This window comes from Rhizobium sp. BK251, assembly GCF_004345245.1.
Taxonomy (GTDB): Bacteria; Pseudomonadota; Alphaproteobacteria; order Rhizobiales; family Rhizobiaceae; genus Rhizobium.
Genome location: NZ_SLUQ01000004.1, coordinates 496,909 through 515,593 on the forward strand (window position 1 = coordinate 496,909; position 18,685 = coordinate 515,593).

17 protein-coding genes, 1 pseudogene and 1 riboswitch are annotated in these 18,685 nt (G+C 61.8%); of the genes and pseudogenes, 9 read left to right on the forward strand and 9 right to left on the reverse strand.

Annotation, left to right across the window (positions count from 1 at the left end; all coding sequences use genetic code 11):
- Positions 1 to 6 precede the first annotated feature (6 nt).
- The 5 genes from rlmH to EV286_RS12340 all read left to right on the forward strand — a co-directional run bounded on the left by rlmH (position 7) and on the right by EV286_RS12340 (position 5,200).
- The gene (gene rlmH, locus EV286_RS12320; protein WP_132957393.1) at positions 7 to 489 is read left to right on the forward strand and encodes a 23S rRNA (pseudouridine(1915)-N(3))-methyltransferase RlmH; all 483 of its coding nucleotides are present in this window, start codon (positions 7 to 9) and stop codon (positions 487 to 489) included.
- Positions 490 to 653: 164 nt separating this feature from the next.
- A complete protein-coding gene (locus EV286_RS12325; RefSeq protein ID WP_207909816.1) occupies positions 654 to 2,066 on the forward strand; it encodes a murein hydrolase activator EnvC in 1,413 nt (470 codons plus the stop codon).
- Entirely contained in the window at positions 2,056 to 3,378 is a 1,323-nt protein-coding gene (locus tag EV286_RS12330; RefSeq protein ID WP_132957396.1) for a S41 family peptidase, read from the forward strand. Before EV286_RS12325 ends, EV286_RS12330 begins: the two co-directional genes overlap by 11 nt.
- Before the next feature lie 78 nt (positions 3,379 to 3,456).
- Entirely contained in the window at positions 3,457 to 4,650 is a 1,194-nt protein-coding gene (locus tag EV286_RS12335; RefSeq protein ID WP_132957398.1) for a divergent polysaccharide deacetylase family protein, read from the forward strand.
- Positions 4,651 to 4,663: 13 nt separating this feature from the next.
- On the forward strand, positions 4,664 to 5,200 hold the full coding sequence (locus EV286_RS12340) for an RNA pyrophosphohydrolase (RefSeq protein WP_132957400.1): 537 nt from the start codon (positions 4,664 to 4,666) through the stop codon (positions 5,198 to 5,200).
- A 236-nt stretch (positions 5,201 to 5,436) separates the two neighbouring features.
- Here the strand turns inward: EV286_RS12340 and EV286_RS12345 are convergent, their stop codons facing one another.
- The 6 genes and pseudogenes from EV286_RS12345 to EV286_RS32480 form a co-directional block, all read right to left on the reverse strand.
- On the reverse strand, positions 5,437 to 6,078 hold the full coding sequence (locus EV286_RS12345) for a LysE family transporter (RefSeq protein ID WP_132957402.1): 642 nt from the start codon (positions 6,076 to 6,078) through the stop codon (positions 5,437 to 5,439).
- Between the two features lie 21 nt (positions 6,079 to 6,099).
- Positions 6,100 to 6,181, reverse strand: a riboswitch (ZMP/ZTP riboswitch).
- Between the two features lie 393 nt (positions 6,182 to 6,574).
- Positions 6,575 to 7,060 carry a bacterioferritin gene (gene bfr, locus EV286_RS12350; protein ID WP_132957404.1) on the reverse strand — a complete coding sequence of 162 codons (486 nt, stop codon included), beginning with the start codon at positions 7,058 to 7,060 and terminating at the stop codon, positions 6,575 to 6,577.
- Positions 7,026 to 7,425: pseudogene (locus EV286_RS12355) on the reverse strand ((2Fe-2S)-binding protein). The gene bfr and the pseudogene EV286_RS12355 overlap by 35 nt, the downstream one beginning before the upstream one ends.
- 47 nt (positions 7,426 to 7,472) lie before the next feature.
- Positions 7,473 to 10,922 carry an error-prone DNA polymerase gene (locus EV286_RS12360; RefSeq protein WP_132957406.1) on the reverse strand — a complete coding sequence of 1,150 codons (3,450 nt, stop codon included), beginning with the start codon at positions 10,920 to 10,922 and terminating at the stop codon, positions 7,473 to 7,475.
- A complete protein-coding gene (locus EV286_RS12365) occupies positions 10,919 to 12,394 on the reverse strand; it encodes a DNA polymerase Y family protein (RefSeq protein ID WP_281041085.1) in 1,476 nt (491 codons plus the stop codon). The genes EV286_RS12360 and EV286_RS12365 overlap by 4 nt, the downstream gene beginning before the upstream one ends.
- Complete coding sequence (locus tag EV286_RS32480; RefSeq protein ID WP_245500688.1) at positions 12,378 to 13,322, reverse strand: hypothetical protein; 945 nt, start codon at positions 13,320 to 13,322, stop codon at positions 12,378 to 12,380. The genes EV286_RS12365 and EV286_RS32480 overlap by 17 nt, the downstream gene beginning before the upstream one ends.
- A gap of 162 nt (positions 13,323 to 13,484) precedes the next feature.
- Here EV286_RS32480 and EV286_RS12370 point away from each other — a divergent pair, with 162 nt between their 5' ends.
- Positions 13,485 to 13,922: a metallopeptidase family protein gene (locus EV286_RS12370; RefSeq protein ID WP_132957409.1), complete on the forward strand. Its 438-nt coding sequence runs from the start codon at positions 13,485 to 13,487 to the stop codon at positions 13,920 to 13,922.
- 16 nt (positions 13,923 to 13,938) lie between these two features.
- Here the strand turns inward: EV286_RS12370 and EV286_RS12375 are convergent, their stop codons facing one another.
- Together EV286_RS12375 and EV286_RS12380 are read right to left on the reverse strand one after the other, a co-directional pair.
- Entirely contained in the window at positions 13,939 to 14,145 is a 207-nt protein-coding gene (locus tag EV286_RS12375) for a DUF1737 domain-containing protein (RefSeq protein WP_132957411.1), read from the reverse strand.
- Positions 14,145 to 15,065: a CoA ester lyase gene (locus tag EV286_RS12380; RefSeq protein ID WP_132957413.1), complete on the reverse strand. Its 921-nt coding sequence runs from the start codon at positions 15,063 to 15,065 to the stop codon at positions 14,145 to 14,147. Before EV286_RS12380 ends, EV286_RS12375 begins: the two co-directional genes overlap by 1 nt.
- A 112-nt stretch (positions 15,066 to 15,177) precedes the next feature.
- Here EV286_RS12380 and EV286_RS12385 point away from each other — a divergent pair, with 112 nt between their 5' ends.
- Both EV286_RS12385 and leuD read left to right on the forward strand, forming a co-directional pair.
- Positions 15,178 to 15,408: a hypothetical protein gene (locus EV286_RS12385; RefSeq protein WP_132957415.1), complete on the forward strand. Its 231-nt coding sequence runs from the start codon at positions 15,178 to 15,180 to the stop codon at positions 15,406 to 15,408.
- 88 nt (positions 15,409 to 15,496) lie between these two features.
- On the forward strand, positions 15,497 to 16,102 hold the full coding sequence (gene leuD, locus EV286_RS12390) for a 3-isopropylmalate dehydratase small subunit (protein WP_132957417.1): 606 nt from the start codon (positions 15,497 to 15,499) through the stop codon (positions 16,100 to 16,102).
- 307 nt (positions 16,103 to 16,409) lie between these two features.
- Here leuD and EV286_RS12395 read toward each other — a convergent pair whose 3' ends face one another.
- Positions 16,410 to 17,342, reverse strand: a complete 933-nt coding sequence (locus EV286_RS12395) for a pyridoxal-phosphate dependent enzyme (RefSeq protein WP_132957419.1) — start codon at positions 17,340 to 17,342, stop codon at positions 16,410 to 16,412.
- Between the two features lie 203 nt (positions 17,343 to 17,545).
- Here EV286_RS12395 and leuB point away from each other — a divergent pair, with 203 nt between their 5' ends.
- Positions 17,546 to 18,658, forward strand: coding sequence for a 3-isopropylmalate dehydrogenase (leuB, locus tag EV286_RS12400; protein WP_132957421.1), 1,113 nt, complete (start codon positions 17,546 to 17,548; stop codon positions 18,656 to 18,658).
- Positions 18,659 to 18,685: the final 27 nt, after the last annotated feature.

Below are 18,685 nucleotides of genomic sequence, written 5' to 3' on the forward strand. Positions count from 1 at the left end.
GTGGAGATGCGGATAGGCCTTTTTGCAGTGGGACGGTTGAAATCCGGCCCTGAAAAGGATCTTGCGGCCCGCTATCTGGACAGGTTTTCCAAGACCGCACCCGCGGTCGGCCTAGAGTTCTCCAGGGTCGCCGAGGTGGCCGAAAGCCGTGCCGGTAATTCCGAGACACGAAAGCGAGACGAAGCTGCCATGCTGCGGAAGGCGCAGGCGGAAAATGGCGTGCTCGTCCTTCTTGACGAGCGCGGCAAGGCCCTCGACAGCGAGGCTTTCGCTAACCTTCTCGCCACCTATCGAGACCAGGGCAAGCGCGACCTGATGATCGCCATCGGCGGCGCCGATGGACATGATCCATCTCTCTATCAGGAAGCGGATCAGACGATCTGCCTCGGCAAGATGACATGGCCGCATCAGCTTGTGCGTATCCTGGTCTGTGAACAGCTCTATCGCGCCGTCACCATTCTCTCTGGCCATCCCTACCACCGGGCATAGAAATGTCGCAGATTGCCCGCATTCACAGAGCCGTGTTTTGAACGCAGGGGCGAAATGGGCGATCTTTCTTGGCTAAGCACAGCAAATCAGCTTAGGCTTCGCGCGCTTCGAACCCGCTCCGCCGGAAGGCCTGAATGAACCCTGCTCCGACCAAGGTCTCGCGCCTGTTCCTGCCGCATCTTGCGGCATGCCTCGGCGCGGTTGCCTTGCTCGTTCCAGGCTCGGTTTTCGATGCGCCGCTGGCGCGCGCGCAGGAGACCGGGAACATCCCCTCCTCTGCCACCCCGACCACCGACGATATGCAGCCCGCGCCGGCCGATCCGGCGGCTGAACTGTCCCGCAAGCGGGACCAGACACGCGCCGATCTCGAGGCGTTGTCGAAAAGCATCAGCCTCTCTTCGGACAAGATGAAAGAGTTGCAGGACGGCATTGCTTCCATTGAGAAGAACACGGGGGACATTCGCCAGGCGCTGATCGACTCCGCCGCACGACGCAAGACCATGGAAAAGCAGGTCCTCGAAAGCGAAACGCGGCTCGCGACGCTCGGTGTGCAGCAGGACAAGGTTCGCCAATCGCTGCATTCGCGGCGTGGCCTGCTCGCCGAAGTGCTTGCGGCATTGCAGCGCATGGGACGCAATCCCCCACCTGCCCTTCTCGTCACACCCGAGGATGCGCTCGGTTCCGTGCGCAGCGCCATTCTTCTCGGCGCCGTCGTGCCCGGCATCCGCAAGGAGACCGACAAGCTTGCCGCCGATCTCAACGAGCTTGCCAACGTTCAGGCTGCAATTTCCAAGGAAAAGGCCGACCTGACGACCACGATGACCAACAGCCTGGAGGAGGAGCGGCGGATGGATCTGCTGCTTACCGAAAACGACAGGCTGAGCCGGCAGAACACCGCGCAGCTCGATACCGAACGCAGGCGCTCGGAGGAGCTCGCGGGTCAGGCCACGAGCCTCGAAGGGCTCATCGCATCGCTGGAAGGCGAGATTTCCTCGGTGCGGGATGCTGCCGCCGCAGCGCGTGCGGAAGAAGAGCGCAAACGCCTGCAGAGCGAGGAACAGCGGGCCCAGGCCAAGGCCTTGGCGGAGAGCGGCGTGCCCGATAAAAACCGCATTGCGCCCGCATATCCGTTCGGTGAACTGAGAGCGAAGCTGGAGCTTCCGGTGACCGGCGATGTCCTCCGCCAGTTTGGCGACGCGGACGGAGCCGAACACGCGGCGATGGGCACGACCGTTGCCACCAGCCCCGGCACGCTCGTAACAGCTCCCGCGGATGGTCTGGTGGTGTTTGCCGGCGCGTTTCGCAGTTATGGTCAGATGATCATTCTGGACGCGGGCGACGGGTATCACCTTGTGCTCTCGGGAATGGATACGATCATGACCCGTCAGGGAAAGTTCGTCTTTGCCGGCGAGCCGCTCGCTGCAATGGGAGCGAAAAGAGTAGCAAGCGCAACCGCTTTGGCGCTGGAAACCGACAGGCCAACGCTTTACATTGAATTTCGAAAAGACGGTAAGCCAGTCGATTCCCGACCCTGGTGGACCGCCAAAGATACTGGAAAGGCACGCAATGATACGTAGGGCTTCTCTTGTTCTCGTCGGCGCACTGATGGGCGCGACCGCGATGAGCGTAATATATTCGGCGGGTGCGCCAGCAGAAGCGGCGGGCGCTTCCACCTACAAGGAGCTGTCGATCTTCGGTGACGTTTTCGAGCGCGTCCGCGCCCAGTACGTGACCCCGCCCCAGGAGGACAAGCTGATCGAGGCTGCCATCAACGGCATGCTCACCTCGCTTGACCCTCACTCCAGCTACATGAATGCCAAGGACGCGGAAGACATGCGCACCCAGACGAAGGGTGAGTTTGGCGGCCTCGGCATCGAAGTGACGATGGAAGACGACCTCGTAAAGGTGATCACGCCCATCGATGACACCCCCGCAGCCAAGGCCGGCGTTCTTGCCGGCGACCTGATCTCCGAGATCGATGGCCAGTCCGTGCGCGGCCTGAAGCTCGAGGATGCGGTCGAAAAGATGCGCGGCGCCGTCAACACGCCGATCAAGCTGACGCTGATCCGCAAGGGTGCCGACAAGCCGATCGAACTGACGATCGTGCGTGACATCGTGGCCGTCCGCGCCGTCAAGTCGCGTGTCGATGATGACGTCGGTTATCTGCGCGTGATCTCGTTCACCGAAAAGACCTATCCCGATCTCGAAAAGGCGATCGAGAAGATCAAGAAGGACGTTCCGGCCGACAAGCTCAAGGGCTATGTGCTTGACCTCCGCCTCAACCCCGGTGGTCTTCTGGATCAGGCGATCAATGTTTCCGACGCCTTCCTGGAGCGCGGCGAGGTGGTCTCCACGCGCGGCCGCAATCCGGATGAAACCCGCCGCTTCAACGCTGGTCCGGGCGATCTGACGGATGGCAAGCCAGTCATCGTCCTCATCAACGGCGGCTCGGCCTCGGCCTCGGAAATCGTTGCCGGCGCGCTGCAGGATCTGCGCCGCTCCACGGTCCTCGGCACGCAGTCCTTCGGCAAGGGCTCGGTCCAGACGATCATCCCGCTCGGCGAGAACGGCGCCCTTCGTCTGACGACGGCGCTCTACTACACGCCGTCGGGCCGCTCGATCCAGGGCACGGGCATCACGCCGGACATCAAGGTTGAAGAGCCACTGCCGGATGAACTGAAGGGCAAGCTCGTCACCGAAGGCGAATCCAGCCTGCGCGGCCATATCAAGGGCCAGAGTGAGACGGATGCCGGTTCGGGCTCGGTCGCCTACGTGCCGCCGGATCCGAAGGATGACGTCCAGCTGAACTATGCCCTCGACCTGCTCCGCGGCAAGAAGACCGACCCGGCCTTCCCGCCGAACCCGGACAAGGCAGTCGTAACCAAGTAATGGTAGCCCGCGCTGTGTCGGATCCCGGATCCGGCGCAGCGCGGGCTTACTGCTTTCCGATTGGGGCGGGCGGAAAATTTGCGTACGGATCTGCATGCGCCGCTGGGCCAGAATCGCGGTCCTCGTTCTGCTGGGTTGCGAATATTCCGGCTTAGCCGCGTCATCGCCAGTCTCTGCCTGATCGCCATCGGCGCTTTTTCACTTTATACGGCCTTTGCCCCCGGCACGCCGGAGAGGGCCACGCCTACGGCACCGTCCGAGGGCCTTCCGACACCACCCGCCACTGCTGAGACCCAGACCAAACCGGCTATTCCAACGGCCGGCCCTACCTTGGCCGATGCGCGCTCAGGCGCGAATGTCGAGCGAACGGAGCTGGAGGACGGCTCGGTTGTCACGAAATTCAGCCCCCGCCCGCGCGCAGGAGGCGGACCTGTTGTTATCGACGCCAGGGAGGTCGGCCAGGATCCACGCATGGCGGCCGTCCCCGACGCGAGCCTGCTGGAAGAGTCGCCCTATGGCAGCCTCCCGGTCGTCGGTCCCGACGGCCGCCGCCCGATGGACCGCTATGCGCGACCATGGTCTGGCGCGCGCGGCACCCGCATTGCCATTGTCGTAAGTGGCCTCGGCCTCAGCCAGACGGGCACGCAGCGCGCAATAAAGCAGCTGCCCGAGGAAATCACCCTTGCCTTTGCGTCGAGCGGCAACAGCCTGCAGCGGTGGATGCAGGAGGCGCGTCGTGCCGGCCACGAGATCCTGCTGCAGGTGCCATTGGAACCATTTGATTACCCGGATAACAATCCTGGCCCGGAGACGCTGCTGACCTCGGCTGCGCCCGCTGCAAATCTCGAAAACCTGCACAAGGCGATGGGTCGCATCACCAACTATACCGGTATCATGAACTATATGGGCGGGCGGTTGCTTTCCGACGTCGACAAGCTGGAGCCGGTAATGCGCGACGTCGGCAAGCGCGGCCTCCTTTTCCTGGATGACGGCTCATCGGCACAATCGCAAAGCGCAACGCTGGCAAAGGCGGTCGACACGCCGCATGCCTCTGCCGATGTCCGCCTGGACGGCCAGCTGGATGTCGACGCGATCATGAAGAAGCTCGACGAGCTTGAGCGCATCGCGCGGCGCAACGGCCAGGCGATCGGTGTTGCCTCCGCCTTCGACGAAAGCCTTGACGCGATCAACGAGTGGAGCGAGGAAGCAAGGCTGCGCGGCATAGAGATCGTCGCCGTTTCGGCCCTGGCCGAGGATCCGCAAAGACCCTGAAGCGAGAGATCTGATGAGCAAGAACACAACTGTTAAAGCCGAGGACCTGCCTTACCGTCCCTGTGTCGGCATCATGGTGCTCAACCGTACTGGGCTGGTCTGGACCGGCCGGCGCGTGCCCGTCGGCAATTCGGAATATGACGGCTCGCCGCAGCTTTGGCAGATGCCGCAGGGCGGCATCGACGCGGGCGAGGATCCGCTGGAGGCTGCCTATCGCGAGCTTTACGAAGAGACGGGCATGAAGACCGTGAGCCTGCTCGCGGAGGCGCGCGACTGGATCAACTACGATCTTCCGGCGCATCTCGTTGGCATCGGTCTCAAGGGCAAATACAGGGGCCAGACCCAGCGCTGGTTCGCCTTCCGCTTCGAGGGCGAGGAGAGCGAGATCGCAATCGACCCTCCGCCCGGCGGCCATGAGCGTGAATTCGACGCCTGGGGCTGGAAGCCGATGCAGGATTTGCCCACGCTCATCGTCCCATTCAAGCGCGCCGTCTACGAGCAGGTGGTCGCTGAATTCCACCATCTCGCTGGCCTGAAGACGGCTGAATAGAGGTTTCAGAGCGCCAGCGGCAATCAATCTGTCGGCCGGCTGTCGCGCCTCGCGCGGCTCTGCCATCGGCGAAGACCGGCGGGCTCATCCCTGTTGCCAAGCGGACGTATCCTTCGGCGGCTCCACGCGCAGGCGCGGGGATAGGCGCTGCATCGTCAATTGCAAGATTGGCAACTCCGTTACTCGAGAAGGGCGGCACCCTATGCTGCCATCTCGCAAAAGTCGGGCTTCAAAATTCAGGAATGCCGCACCCGCATACCCTCCACGAGCAGCCGAAAGCCCAACGCGCTCATGACGGCACCCGCGGTCCGGTCGATCCAGTTCTTGGAATGGAGGTAGGCGGCGCGCGGCTTTCTGGCCGAAAACGCGAGCGCGACGAGCGCGTACCATGATGCTTCGACAACAAATATCATCGGCGGCAAGGCAAGGAGCAGCCGATGCGGTGGGGAAGCCGGCAGCAACGCCGCGAAGATGCTTCCATACACGACAGCGGTTTTCGGATTGCTGACCTGCGTGGCGAAGGCAAAGGCGAATGACCGGAAGAGCGATTTTCTCTCGAAGGTCGTGATCGTATCGACCGGGAGCGGAACGCTTGCCCCTCGCCAGATACGAACGCCGAGATAGACGAGATAGGCTCCGCCAACGAGCTTCAGCGTCATGTAGAGCCATTCGACCTGAAGCAGCAAAGCGCTCAGTCCAGCGAGCGCCAGAGTACCGAACAAGGCCCCGCCAAGTCCCATGCCGAGCGCAGCGGCAAGCCCGTTGAGGCGAGATGCGGTGATGGCGATTCTGGAGACGAGAACGAAGCTCGGGCCGGGGCTGATCGCCCCGATCAGGAGAGCGCCGAGAATCCCCAATAGAGCGGTAGTTGTGGACATGGACATGCATCCTTTCGATTTGGAGGATGCCCAGGCGAGCGGCTCTTATGCTCCGTGCTCCCCGACGGTGCCCCGTCTGAATTCGCCAGTTACACGGACCAGGGGATCATCCTGTCATTCCGAGCGGTTGGCAAGCCTGTTGTTCCCCCAAAGCCAGTCTGATTGCCTGCCGAAACCAATAACCCCGTGTCTTCCGTTCAAGCGCCGCATCCCAACGTCGGCCTTCCTCTCGAAATTTGGCCGAGGTCTCCGAGGCGGATGTAGGGAGAGCGCGGCGCTGCCCAATACCTCGGCGAGCCACAGGATGGATTCTGCGACGCCGACCTCTTGTCGTCGCGTGGCATTTCAAAAGCATGCGGGCGATTAGCGGTCGGCCAACGTGCAACGCTGCTGCAACGAAGGAACGCGATAGCGGACCACGTCGGCATCAGTGGGGGCGGGGAGGCCGGCCGAACTCAAGAGCGGAGATCGGCCGGTTCAAAAAGCCTGGCTCCAATCACTCCGCTTCGTCGGCGGAATCGGCGTTCAGCTGGCCGTACTTCGTCTCGCCGATCTTGTCGAGAAGGTCGAGCTGTGTCTCCAGGAAATCGATATGGCCTTCCTCATCGGCCAGGAGTTCCTCGAAGAGCTTCATGGAGACGTAGTCGCCGGCCTCATGACAGATGTCGCGCGACTTCTTGTAGGCATTGCGCGCGTCGTACTCGCCGGCAAGATCAGCCTCGAGGACTTCCTTGACGTTCTGGCCGATGCGAAGCGGCGCAAGTGTCTGCAGGTTGGGATGGCCTTCGAGGAAGATGATGCGGGCGACAAGCTTGTCGGCGTGATGCATTTCTTCGATCGATTCGGCGCGTTCCTTCTTGGCAAGCTTAGTGTACCCCCAGTCCTCGAGAAGGCGGTAGTGTACCCAATACTGGTTGACTGCGCCGAGTTCGAGAAACAGGGCCTCGTTAAGCCGCTCGATGACCTTTTTGTCGCCTTTCAATGTCCGCTCTCCTATTTTCCTCATGGAATTTTCTGAGGCGGGACATGAAATCAAATATTTCCGCTTCCGTCGAGTGGCGACGGGCGTGATACTCTTCGGTTGTCTGTATGATCAGATCGACGACATTCGGGAAGCAGCCGCAACAGCGACCGCGCTTTTCCATGGCATGATAGACTTTTGCCGGGACAATCAGCTGCCAACAGTCGGCATCGAGAAGCTCGTATATGACCTCTCTGATTTCCTTGTCGGTGATGTAATTACAACTGCAGACCAGCATGCGAACTCAGTCCATCAAAACATGACATATGCTATCTTGTTTTCGTAAAGAAGATGGCGATTGTCAAGAAAGAATCGGGGAACCGGATTGTCGCAGCCCGTCACTTCGATGTGAGACATGCTTTCGATGCGGCGTTCAATGAAAATTTCGCCCCCTCGGCATGACCTTGGACGTCTCTTCCCCGCCGTCCCTGTCCCCGCCGGCGATCCGCCTTTCGATCACCCTGCGCTCGATTTCTGCCGCGATCTTCTTCTGCCTGTGGTCCGCGGTCGGCCGCAATGTCTCGTCTGCCCGCTCGCTGACGCCGAAATGGCGTGCTTCGCGCTGCAGCAGCCCGAGTGTCGGCGTCATGTCCTCGATATGATCGACGACAGTATGGATGACGCCGCTTTCACTTTGCAGCCTGCCACGGATCTTCACCAGCCGCGCACCCATGATGATCGATCTGTAGCGCTCGAACGCCTTTTTCCAGACGATCGCATTGGCAACGCCCGTTTCGTCCTCGATCGTCATGAAGATGACGCCCTTTGCCGAGCCCGGACGCTGGCGGACCAGCACGAGGCCGGCGATGATGACGACCCGGCCATTGGGAACGGAGAGGAGATCGACATTCCGGGTGATTCCGTCTCTGCGGAACTCCTCCCTCAGGAAGGAGACCGGATGCGCCTTGAGCGAAAGCGAGAGGTAACGGTAGTCCTCGATGACCTGTTCTCCAGGAAGCATTTCCGGTAGGCGCATTGCCGGCTCGACCTGGATTTCGGAATGCTCGACCCGATCGAACAGGGGCAGCTTTTCGGCCGCACTCTTCGCATCGAGCGCCCGGACCGCCCAGAGCGCCTCGCGCCGTGAAAGGCCAATGGAGGTAAACGCATCTGCATCCGCCAGCCGTTCGATATCGGATTTTTCGAGACCGGATCGCAGCCAGAGATCGCGGACGGAACGATAGCCTGGGCCACGATTATCGACGAGCATCCTCATGTCGTCCTCGGAGAGGCCTTTGACCTGCCGGAAACCGAGGCGAACGGCCCTCTCTGTCCTGATGACGCTTCGCATCTCTGAATGCCGGAAATCGACCGCGCCCCGGTCGAATTCGGTGTCTTCGAGAAGGCAGTCCCAGTCGGATGAATTGATGTCGACCGATCTGATCTCCACCCCATGCTCACGTGCGTCACGCACCAGCTGCGCCGGCGCATAGAAGCCCATCGGCTGCGAATTCAGCAGCGCCGCACAGAAGACATCGGGGTAATAGGCCTTGACCCAGGAAGACGCGTAGACGAGCAGCGCGAAGGAAGCCGCATGGCTTTCCGGAAAGCCGTACTCGCCGAAGCCCTTGATCTGGTTGAAGCATTGCTGGGCGAATTCGCGGGTATAATTCCTGGAGACCATCCCCGAGATGAACCTGTCCTCGAAATTGCCGATCGTGCCGGTTCGCTTGAACGTCGCCATCGCGCGCCGTAGCCGGTCGGCCTCAGCCGGCTTGAAGCCCGCGGCCGTGATTGCGATCTGCATCGCCTGCTCCTGGAAGAGCGGAACGCCGAGTGTCCGCTTCAGGACCGCCTTCAGCTCATCACTCGGATATTCGATCGGAATGTTCTTGTCCCGTTGCTCCCGTCGCTTCAAATAAGGATGCACCATATCGCCCTGGATCGGTCCCGGCCGCACGATCGCCACCTCGATGACGAGATCGTAGAATAGCCTCGGCCTCAGCCGTGGCAGCATGCTCATCTGCGCCCGGCTTTCGATCTGGAAGACCCCGACCGTGTCGGCCCGGCACATCATGTCATAGACCGGCTTGCCCTCGTCGCCATGCTCCCTGTTGCCGAGATCGGCGAGGGTCTTCTTCACGTCGTAATGCTGTTCGAGCATCGAGAAGGCCTTCCGGAGACAGGTCAGCATGCCGAGCGCCAGGATATCGACCTTGAGGATCTTGACGTTGTCGAGATCGTCCTTGTCCCATTCGATCATGTAACGGCCCGGCATTGCCGTCTTCATGATCGGGACAACCTCGTCGAGGCGATCCTTCGTAATGACGAAGCCGCCGACATGCTGGGTCAGGTGCCGCGGGAAGGCGAGAAGCTCGGAGGCGTATTTGAGGACACTTTTCGTCACCGGGTCGGCGAGATCGAGCCCGGCCGCCTTCGCATCCCGCTCCGACAGATTGTCCTCGGACCATCCCCAGACCAGGCTGCCGATCGCAGACTGGATATCTTCCGATAGCCCGAAGGCCTTGGAAACCTCACGGCCGGCCGAACGGGTGCGGTAGGTGGTCACACCGGCCGTCAGCCCCGCATGCTCGATGCCGTATCTCCCATAGATATGCTGGATGACCTCCTCGCGCCGGTCGTGCTCGAAGTCGACGTCGATATCCGGCGGCTCATCGCGGTCCATCGAAATGAAGCGGTCGAAGAGCAGGGTGCTCTTTTCAGGATCGACCTCGGTGATCTCGAGGCAATAGCAGATGACGGAATTCGCTGCCGACCCACGGCCCTGACAGAGAATGCCGAGGTCGTAGCGGGCATGATGGATGATCCTATGAACCGTCAGGAAATAGGATGCGTAATTCTTCTCGCGGATGAGATTGAGTTCATAGTCGATCTGCGTCGCAATTTTTTCCGGAACCCCCTTCGGATAACGCGCCACGGCCCCAATCCTCGTCAGGCGCTCCAGGGTCTCGTAGGGCGTTTCGCCCGGATCGTTCTCGGGCGGATAATTGTGCTCCAGCTCCGAAAGTGAAAAGGAAAGCCTGCCGAAGAAGTGCGCGCTATTTTCGACCGCCTGCGGATAGTCGCGGAAGAGGCGCGCCATTTCCCGCGGATCCTTGAGGTAGCGCTCGGCATTGGGCGCCAGCAGGAACCCCGCCTCCGCGATCTGGACATGCTCGCGGATCGCAATCACGATATCAGACAGCGGCCTTCGGTCGGGATGGTGGTAAAGGGGCAGGTTGGTCGCGACCAGCGGAATGCGGTTTTGGCCGGCGAGCGTAGCAATCACTGCAAAGACCTGCCTGTCGCGCCCGTCATAGGCCGGGGCGAGAACCATATGGAAGGCAGCCTCAAACCGCTCCCTGTAGCGCTGCAGGCGGTCCTTCAGCGCCTGCTGACCGGCAGGATCATCGACAACCGAGCGGTCGGGGACAAGGGCGAGCATCATCTCGTCTCCCCATTCCATGAGATCCGCCTCAGCCAGGATGCAGTGTCCCTTCTCCGCCTCCGGCTTCAGGTTGCCGGCACTCAACAGGCGACAGAGATTGGCCCACCCGCGCCGGTTCTTCGGATAGGCCAGGACATCGGGCGTTCCATCGGAAAAGGCTAGCCTGGCCCCAGGCTGGACGCGGATCGGCTCGAGAACCGGCTCGTCCTTGCCATCGTCCTCTCCGGACTGCCTTTTCCGATACTTCTCGGCAAGCTGCTGCGCCTGCGCATGCGCTCGCACGACGCCGGCGACCGAGTTCTGGTCCGCGATCCCGAGGCCGCCGAGCTTCAACTTCGCTGCCTGCATGACCATCTCCTCCGGCCTCGAGGCTCCCTCGAGAAAGGAGAAATTCGTCCTTGCGCCTATCTCGCAAAATGACGGGACCGGGTTCATGCGAAGACACCGTGGATGAACCAGCGGGGGGAGGGCTCCTGGCCATAGAACCCTTGGCGGTAGATCCAGAATCGATGGCCGATATCATCCTCGACCCGGAAATAGTCGCGCGTAGGGGCATCCTCGCCATCGAGCCACCACTCCATGGCGATCCGCTCCGGGCCTTCGCTTCGGGCGACACGATGCTGCATGCGTCGCCAGCGAAAGCTCTGCGGAGGACCGTCCGGCACCTGGGCCAGCAGAGCATCAACCAGTTCGGGCCTTGCAAAGAGCCGCAGGGGCCGTTCACTACGCGAAAAGGAGATGCTGTCTTCCTCGGCCTTCCCACGTGCGGGAGAACTCTCTATGGCGGCAAAGGCGACAACCGCCCGCTCGGGCACATGGCTCTCGCGCAGTTGAAAGGACTGCAGGCAATCCGGACCGAGACGGGCCGAGACACGGTCGACGAAGGCAGCAAGCGAGACATCCTTCTGGCGGTTGCCGTCGAAATCCCCCTGCACGGCATCGAAGGCCTCGTGTCGCAAGACGTTGAGCCGCAGGATCTCGAAGCCATAACCGGCATCGAGATCGTCATGGAGGGCCGTCAGCCGCTCAGAGAAGAGGCGGGCGATCCGCACCGGATCCCTCAGCGGCTGCGAAGCCGCAGCGGAAATGCGCAGCACCTTGCCGTCGACGCGGAAGAGGACGAGCTCAAAGGCGCGACCGCCGGCCCCGCGCGCTTCCAGGGACGGCTTCAAAGAGACGGCGATCTGGCCGGCAACGGCAAGGATATCCTCCTCCGTTCCGATCGGTTCGATCAGACGCCGCTCGGTCGAGAGCTCCGCGATCGGAAGCCGCGGCGATATCGGTTCCTCGTCATGGCCGAGCGCCTGATCGAGTCGCAGAAGCACCGTTGTGCCGAAGCGCCGCGCCAGCGGGGCACGCGGTGCGTCGATCATGTCACCTATACGCTTCAGACCGAGCTTCTTCAGGGCCGTCACCGTGTCCTCGTCCAACCGGAGTGCTGCGACAGGAAGCGGCGCCAGCGCCTGCCCCGCCTCATCGTCCCCCACGACGCCACCATTGCCGAAGCGAGTGATGGCGGAGGCAAGCCCCGGCGAGGAGGCAATCGCCCCCCTCGCATCGAAGCCCATATGGAAAAGTCTGGACAGGACGTCCTTCAGAAGTGCCTTTTCGCCACCGAAAAGATGGGCGCAGCCGGTGATGTCGAGGAAAAGCCCATCGCGGCCGTCGATTGCCACGAGCGGCGTATAACGATCGCACCAGTCTGCAATGGCCTCCAGGAGCAGCCGGTCGGCAACCAGATCCTCTTCCACGATATCGAGCGTCGGATACATGGCGCGCGCTTCCGCAACGCCCTGTTCCTTCCTGAGGCCCAGGGCGTCGGCCAGTTCGTCCAGCGCCGTCAGGCGCATGGCATTGTCGATGCGGCCTGAACAGACGATCGGTGGTTCGTCAGGACGCCCGTTCAAACGCCAGGAGAGCCCCCATCGTTTGCGGGCGACCCGATCGGTGGGCAGGTGCGGAAGGCTGAGCGCCAGGATGCGCTGGCTGCTCGTCTGAAGGGAAAGCGTGCTCTGCACGGTCGACGAGGACAAACTGACGGTCATGGGAATTCCACTCCAGGATAAGGGAGAGGGGAGCCGGATTGCGGCTCTTCTCCAGGGTCAGACGGAAGGCCGGACCGGCGATGCTGCCGCCAAGCCTCGATCCGTCCGGAAGAGGCCTGAGACCGGCCGGCGCGGGTCGAACGAAAAGACGGAAGGAGGCGCTGCTTGCCTCCTCTTCTCCCGCCTGCCGCAGCAGGAAAAGGGGCCGGCCGGCAGCTTTGGCACGCAGACTGAGCCGGCGGCTCTCCGCCAACCCGAAATGGGCCGGATTGCCGCACACCTCGAGGATCGTCGCACAGAAGGCGCCACTTTCGATGGCGACCTCCGCAAGCCAGAGCGCCTCCTCGAGCCTGCGCGGCGCGGCATGCAGGAAATGATCCTGTCTCAGGCCGAAATCCCGAAGCCCGATCGCATAGGGCATCCCGGCTTCGATCATGGAAATCCTGTCGGCGATCCAGAGAACGGGCAGAAATTGGCCGGAACCCCCCTCGCGATGCTGCAGCCGGGAAGCGAGCGCCAGGACAAGGCCGCTCGAAGCCCCGGCGTCCCGCAGCAGACCGGAGCGGATCTCGGTGATGCCATCAAGCGGCAAGCCGCCCTCCAATGCCTCGTCAAGCAGGCTGATGCCGAAGGGCAGGCGAGGGGTGGCATCCGCCTTTCCCGATTTTTCCTCCTCCGCCAAGGCCTGGCTTTCGGCCGCTGCAAGCGCCGGCAGCGGCTTTCCTTCAAGCCTGGCGATGGTTTCGCGGAGCGCAAAAAGCTGCTCGCGCGCCAAGGCCGTCCGCGCCATGACGTTCACTCCATCTGCTAATGTTCCTGTTATGTTCTTATGGATTCCAGAGCTTGGCGGAAGAGTCAACAATCATTTTTGTGAATTTATTCCTCTGTTTGATTCCGCTCTCGAAAATCCTCTCCAAAGGTTCTATATGGGCGGCAACGGAAGGAAGTTTTCATGGCCAAGGTTGACCAGAGCGAGGATTGGGCGGACCGCCACGCACCGACGATCGATGCGTTTGAATCGCTGGCTATGGAAGCCTATAGCCATCTGCCGGAAGAATTCCGCTCGCTGACCACCAACCTGATCATCATTATCGAGGATTTCCCCGACGACGACGTCTTCGAGGACATGGCGCTGGAGACACCCTTCGATCTGCTCGGCCTGTTCGAGGGGCGAGGCATTTCCGAGCGCTTCACGGTGGAGACCGGTGAAATGCCGAACCGGATCCGGCTCTATCGCCGTCCGATCATCGATTATTGGGCGGAAAACGAGGAAACGCTGGGCGACATCATCACCCATGTCCTGATCCACGAGATCGGCCACCATTTCGGCCTGAGCGACGAGGACATGGAGCGCATAGAGGCAAGCGCCGAGGAAGCAGCCGCCCGCTGAACCCAGCCCCGTCCACTTACTGTTCGGACAGCTTCATCTCGGGATTGTAGTCCTTGCCTTCGACGTCCTTGACGACCGCCTGCCCGCACTGCATCTCGCCTGTCGCCGCATTGAAGGCATAGGTGGGCGTGCCCGAAAGAGACCAGCCCTTGTTGAGGGCGGCGGTCACCTTGTGGCAGAATGAAGCGTCGTCTGGACCGGTCAGGAAGCGGTAGAGTTTCATTACGTCGTCTTTCGTCTCGCCGTTCGGCGCGCTGCGATCAGGCGGGCTTTATGGACCAGTCCTTCTGCCTGGGCAAGATGCAGCCTTTCGACCATGCGGCCGTTCATATTGACGACGTTCAGGCCTTCGGCGGCGGGATCGGCAAAGGCAGCGATGATCGCATGCGCCTCGGCAAGGGCGACCTCGTCCGGACCGAAATGGCGGTTGGCGGCGTCGATCTGCGCCGGATGGATCAGCATCTTGCCTGCAAAGCCCATGGCCCGGCCCTGCTCGCATTCATCCTCGAGCCCTTCGACATTCTTGAAATCGTTGAAGACGCTATCGATCGCATCGAGGCCATAGGCCCCGACCGCCAATACCACCTGCATCAGCCAGGGTACGAGATAGGTCCGGCCCGGCTGGGGCAGGACGCCCGTCTCCTTGCGCAGGTCGTTGAGGCCGACGACGAAGCAGTCGAGCCGCGTTCCGGGCGTACGCCCGGCCTCGGCAAGGGATGCGGCATTCAGCACGCCCCGCGGCGTCTCGATCATCGCCCAGATGCGCAGGTCCTCCGGCATGTCGGCTTCGGCCAGCAGATCGGCCACGGCCATCACATCCTGCGGCTCGTCCACCTTCGGCAGGAGAACGGCATCGGGCACGAGATCGAGCACGAGCTGCATGTCCTCACGTCCGAAAGGCGAGGAGAGGGGATTGATGCGGATAATCCTCTCCTTGCCTTCGAGCGGCTTGCCGGAAAGGAAGGCCTTCAGGTTTTCGTGGGCCTCGGCCTTTCGATCGGGCGCCACGGAATCCTCGAGATCGAAGATCACGGCGTCGCAATCAAGCTCATGCGTCTTCTCGAGCGCACGCTGATTGATGGCCGGGACACTGAGCACCGAACGGCGCAGGCGATCGGAACGGGGCGGGGCAATGCGGGTCATGCGACAATTTGTGCCAAGCTTTGCCGGGTGGGGCAAGACAACAAAATGCCATGCTTCCCTTGCACACAGGGTATGGAAGGGCCACATCCTTTCCGAAGAAAGGTTTTCGATCATGCAAAGCATCCGTTCCCTGTTTCTTGCCTTTGCCGGCCTCACCATCCTTGCCGTCATGGCTCTTTTCACGGTCTCGCTGACATTCGCCGTCGGCGGTATTCTTACCGTGCTCATGGTCGGACGCGCGCTTTCCTTGCGGATGAAGCCGGTGCCGGTTCGAGCCAAGGCGCGGCAGCCGCGCGAAATGCGCGTCTGGAACGACGGCCGCGGCACGATCATCGACCTCTAAGGCCCCAAGATTTTCCTTCATTTTCACACGGATTTGCTCTATTTGCAGGGCAATTCGTCTGATCAAGCGTAATCGAAGGCAGGATCCAATGGACAAGTTCGTGAAACTCACCGGTGTCGCAGCACCTCTTCCGGTCGTCAATGTCGACACGGACATGATCATTCCGAAGGATTACCTGAAGACGATCAAGCGCACCGGCCTCGGCGCGGGCCTCTTCGCGGAAGCCCGCTTTAACGAGGACGGGACCCTGAACCCGGATTTCGTGCTGAATAAGCCGGCCTACCAGAACGCCAAGATCCTCGTCGCCGGCGACAATTTCGGCTGCGGGTCCTCGCGCGAGCATGCGCCCTGGGCGCTTCTCGATTTCGGTATCCGCTGCGTCATTTCCACGAGCTTTGCCGATATCTTCTACAACAACTGTTTCAAGAATGGCATCCTGCCGATCAAGGTCAGCCAGGAAGAGCTGGACAAGCTGATGGACGACGCGTCACGCGGGTCGAACGCCGTCCTGACCGTCGACCTCGAGAACATGGAAATCACCGGCCCAGACGGCGGATCGATCGCCTTCGAGCTCGACGAGTTCAAGCGCCACTGCCTGCTGAACGGCCTCGACGACATCGGCCTGACCCTCGAAAAGGCCTCGTCTATCGACAGCTTCGAAAAGTCGAATGCCGCCGCACGCCCCTGGGCGTGATCTTTCGGGCCTTTCGCAGATCCTTGAAGCCGAGCCAATCGCTCGGCTCAGGTTGTTGACAAAGGTCTTTGTTGAAAGCCGACTCATCCTTTTCCGTCATGCCGGACTTGATCCGGCATCCAGCGGCGCGATGTCTATCGCGCGGAAGAGTCTGTTGCGATCAAGGACTTGATCGCACTTGATCCCGGCTCAAGGCCGGGATGACGACAGTGGTTGAAGCACCGTCAGATCACAAAAATCCGGTCAGTAAAGAGTTTGTCAGCAGTCTGAGCCAGGCCAATCGCCCGGCTTTTTGTTATCCGGTCGCCTAGAGAAAGCGTTCCTTCCAGGCGACCAGCTTCGAGAGCGACACGCCGATGCCGCCGCAGACCTCGACCAGCGGATTGCTGAAGCGTGCGACGAGTTCGGGATGCACGTCGGCGACGGCGAGTGCCGCGCCGCAGGCGGGTTCGACCAGCACCCGATGCGCATCGGCGAATTTCAGGCAGGCGGCAACGGCCGCAGCATCGCTTACCGTCACGCTCTCGATCGGATGGGTCTTCGTCAGCTCGAAGACATGCTCCGCCACCTGCCGGGCGCCGAGAGAATTGGCGATCGAGGTGATCGCCGGCAGGGTGGCGCGCTCCCCGGCAAGCACGCTTGCATTCAGCGACGCCGCCCCTTCGGTCTCGACCGCGATGACAGGGACATGCGAAAGCCCGTTGCGCCGCAGGCCCTCGACGATGCCGGCCATCAGCCCGCCGCCGCCGACGCTGGTAATGACGCAGTCGAAGGCAGCGCCCTCTGCCACGACCTCGTCGATCAGCGTGGCATGGCCCTCCCAGAGCAGGGGATGGTCGAAGGGATGCACATAGGCGGCCTTGCGCTCCGCGGCGAGCTTGACGGCAAAGGCGTTGGTCTCGTCGAAGACCGAGCCGTGCACGAGGACCGAGGCGCCCGTCGCCGCGATCGATCCGCGCACCTCCTCCGAGGTCGTTTCCGGCACGACGATCGTGACGGGCACTTTAAGCGCACGACCCGCATAAGCCGCCGCAATACCGGCATTTCCGCCGGAGGCACAGAAGATCTCGCGCGCGCCGTTCTCGATCTCATGCCGGCAGAGCCGTCCGACACCGCGCAGTTTGAAGCTGCCGGAAGGCTGCAGCGCGTCCATCTTCAGCCAGAGCGGCCTGCCGCTCGCGCTGTAGGATGCGTCGCTGCGCAGGAGAGGTGTATTAAGATGAAGGGCAGAGACTGGCATCGGGGAATCCGGAAAGACAGGGAGCGGTTAAAGGAAGACGCATTTCTGCTCCCGGAAGCCACTGCGGTCAACCACGCTGATTGCGCGGCAAAGCCGCGCGCTGCGACGTAAAGCGTACCGCTTTGACCAGTCCTTCGCTTGAAAAGGCCCATTTGCAGGTCTAAGAACGCCGCAGCTTGATCCTCATCGCAAAGGGTTTCCCCATGACAGTGCGCAATCTCCTTCTCCTGCCGGGCGACGGCATCGGCCCTGAAGCCATGGCCGAAGTCGGCAAAATCATCGACTTCATGAACGAGGCGATGAATGCCGGCTTCGTGACGGACAAGGGCCTGGTCGGCGGTTCTGCCTACGATGCGCATGGCGCCTCCATTTCCGAGGCAGACATGGCGAAGGCGATGGCGGCGGACGCCGTTCTCTTCGGCGCGGTCGGCGGTCCGAAGTGGGATGCCGTTCCCTATGAAGTTCGCCCGGAAGCGGGTCTCCTGCGCCTGCGCAAGGACATGGAGCTCTTCGCCAACCTTAGGCCCGCCATCTGCTACCCGGCGCTGGCCGATGCTTCCTCCCTCAAGCCGGAGCTGGTCGAAGGCCTCGATATCCTGATCGTGCGCGAACTCACCGGCGGCGTCTATTTCGGCGAGCCGAAGGAGATCATCGACCTCGGCAACGGCCAGAAGCGCGGCATCGACACGCAGGTCTACGACACCTACGAGATCGAGCGCATCGCCGCGGTCGCCTTCGAGCTGGCGCGTACCAGGAATAACCGCGTCTGCTCGATGGAAAAGCGCAACGTTATGAAGTCCGGCGTGCTCTGGAACCAGGTCGTGACGGAAACGCACAAGGCGAAATATTCCGACGTCCAGCTCGAGCACATGCTGGCCGATGCCGGCGGCATGCAGCTCGTGCGCAATCCGAAGCAGTTCGACGTCATCGTCACCGACAACCTGTTCGGCGACATGCTCTCCGACGTCGCTGCCATGCTCACCGGCTCCCTCGGCATGCTGCCTTCGGCCTCGCTCGGCGCACCGGACCCCAAGACCGGCAAGCGCAAGGCCCTCTACGAGCCGGTCCACGGCTCCGCACCGGATATCGCCGGCAAGGGCCTCGCGAACCCGATCGCCATGATCGCCTCCTTCGCCATGTGCCTGCGCTACTCCTTCAACATGGTCGCCGAAGCCGACAGGCTGGAAAAGGCGGTCGCCAACGTGCTCGACAAGGGAATTCGCACTGCCGACATCATGGCCGCCGGCGCCAGGCAGGTTGGAACCACCGAGATGGGCGACGCCATCCTTTCGGAATTCAAGGCGCTTTCCGCCTGACATTTCACGTGAAACAGTTTTTAGCGC

Coding starts and splice junctions, on each gene's coding strand:
- leuD (WP_132957417.1), top strand. CDS start 15,497: ATGGACAAGTTCGTGAAACTCACCGGTGTCGCAGCACCTCTTCCGGTC.
- EV286_RS12345 (WP_132957402.1), bottom strand. CDS start 6,078: ATGTCCACAACTACCGCTCTATTGGGGATTCTCGGCGCTCTCCTGATC.
- EV286_RS12340 (WP_132957400.1), top strand. CDS start 4,664: ATGAGCAAGAACACAACTGTTAAAGCCGAGGACCTGCCTTACCGTCCC.
- EV286_RS12380 (WP_132957413.1), bottom strand. CDS start 15,065: ATGACCCGCATTGCCCCGCCCCGTTCCGATCGCCTGCGCCGTTCGGTG.
- leuB (WP_132957421.1), top strand. CDS start 17,546: ATGACAGTGCGCAATCTCCTTCTCCTGCCGGGCGACGGCATCGGCCCT.
- EV286_RS32480 (WP_245500688.1), bottom strand. CDS start 13,322: ATGGCGCGGACGGCCTTGGCGCGCGAGCAGCTTTTTGCGCTCCGCGAA.
- EV286_RS12370 (WP_132957409.1), top strand. CDS start 13,485: ATGGCCAAGGTTGACCAGAGCGAGGATTGGGCGGACCGCCACGCACCG.
- EV286_RS12330 (WP_132957396.1), top strand. CDS start 2,056: ATGATACGTAGGGCTTCTCTTGTTCTCGTCGGCGCACTGATGGGCGCG.
- EV286_RS12395 (WP_132957419.1), bottom strand. CDS start 17,342: ATGCCAGTCTCTGCCCTTCATCTTAATACACCTCTCCTGCGCAGCGAC.
- rlmH (WP_132957393.1), top strand. CDS start 7: ATGCGGATAGGCCTTTTTGCAGTGGGACGGTTGAAATCCGGCCCTGAA.
- EV286_RS12385 (WP_132957415.1), top strand. CDS start 15,178: ATGCAAAGCATCCGTTCCCTGTTTCTTGCCTTTGCCGGCCTCACCATC.
- EV286_RS12360 (WP_132957406.1), bottom strand. CDS start 10,922: ATGAACCCGGTCCCGTCATTTTGCGAGATAGGCGCAAGGACGAATTTC.
- EV286_RS12375 (WP_132957411.1), bottom strand. CDS start 14,145: ATGAAACTCTACCGCTTCCTGACCGGTCCAGACGACGCTTCATTCTGC.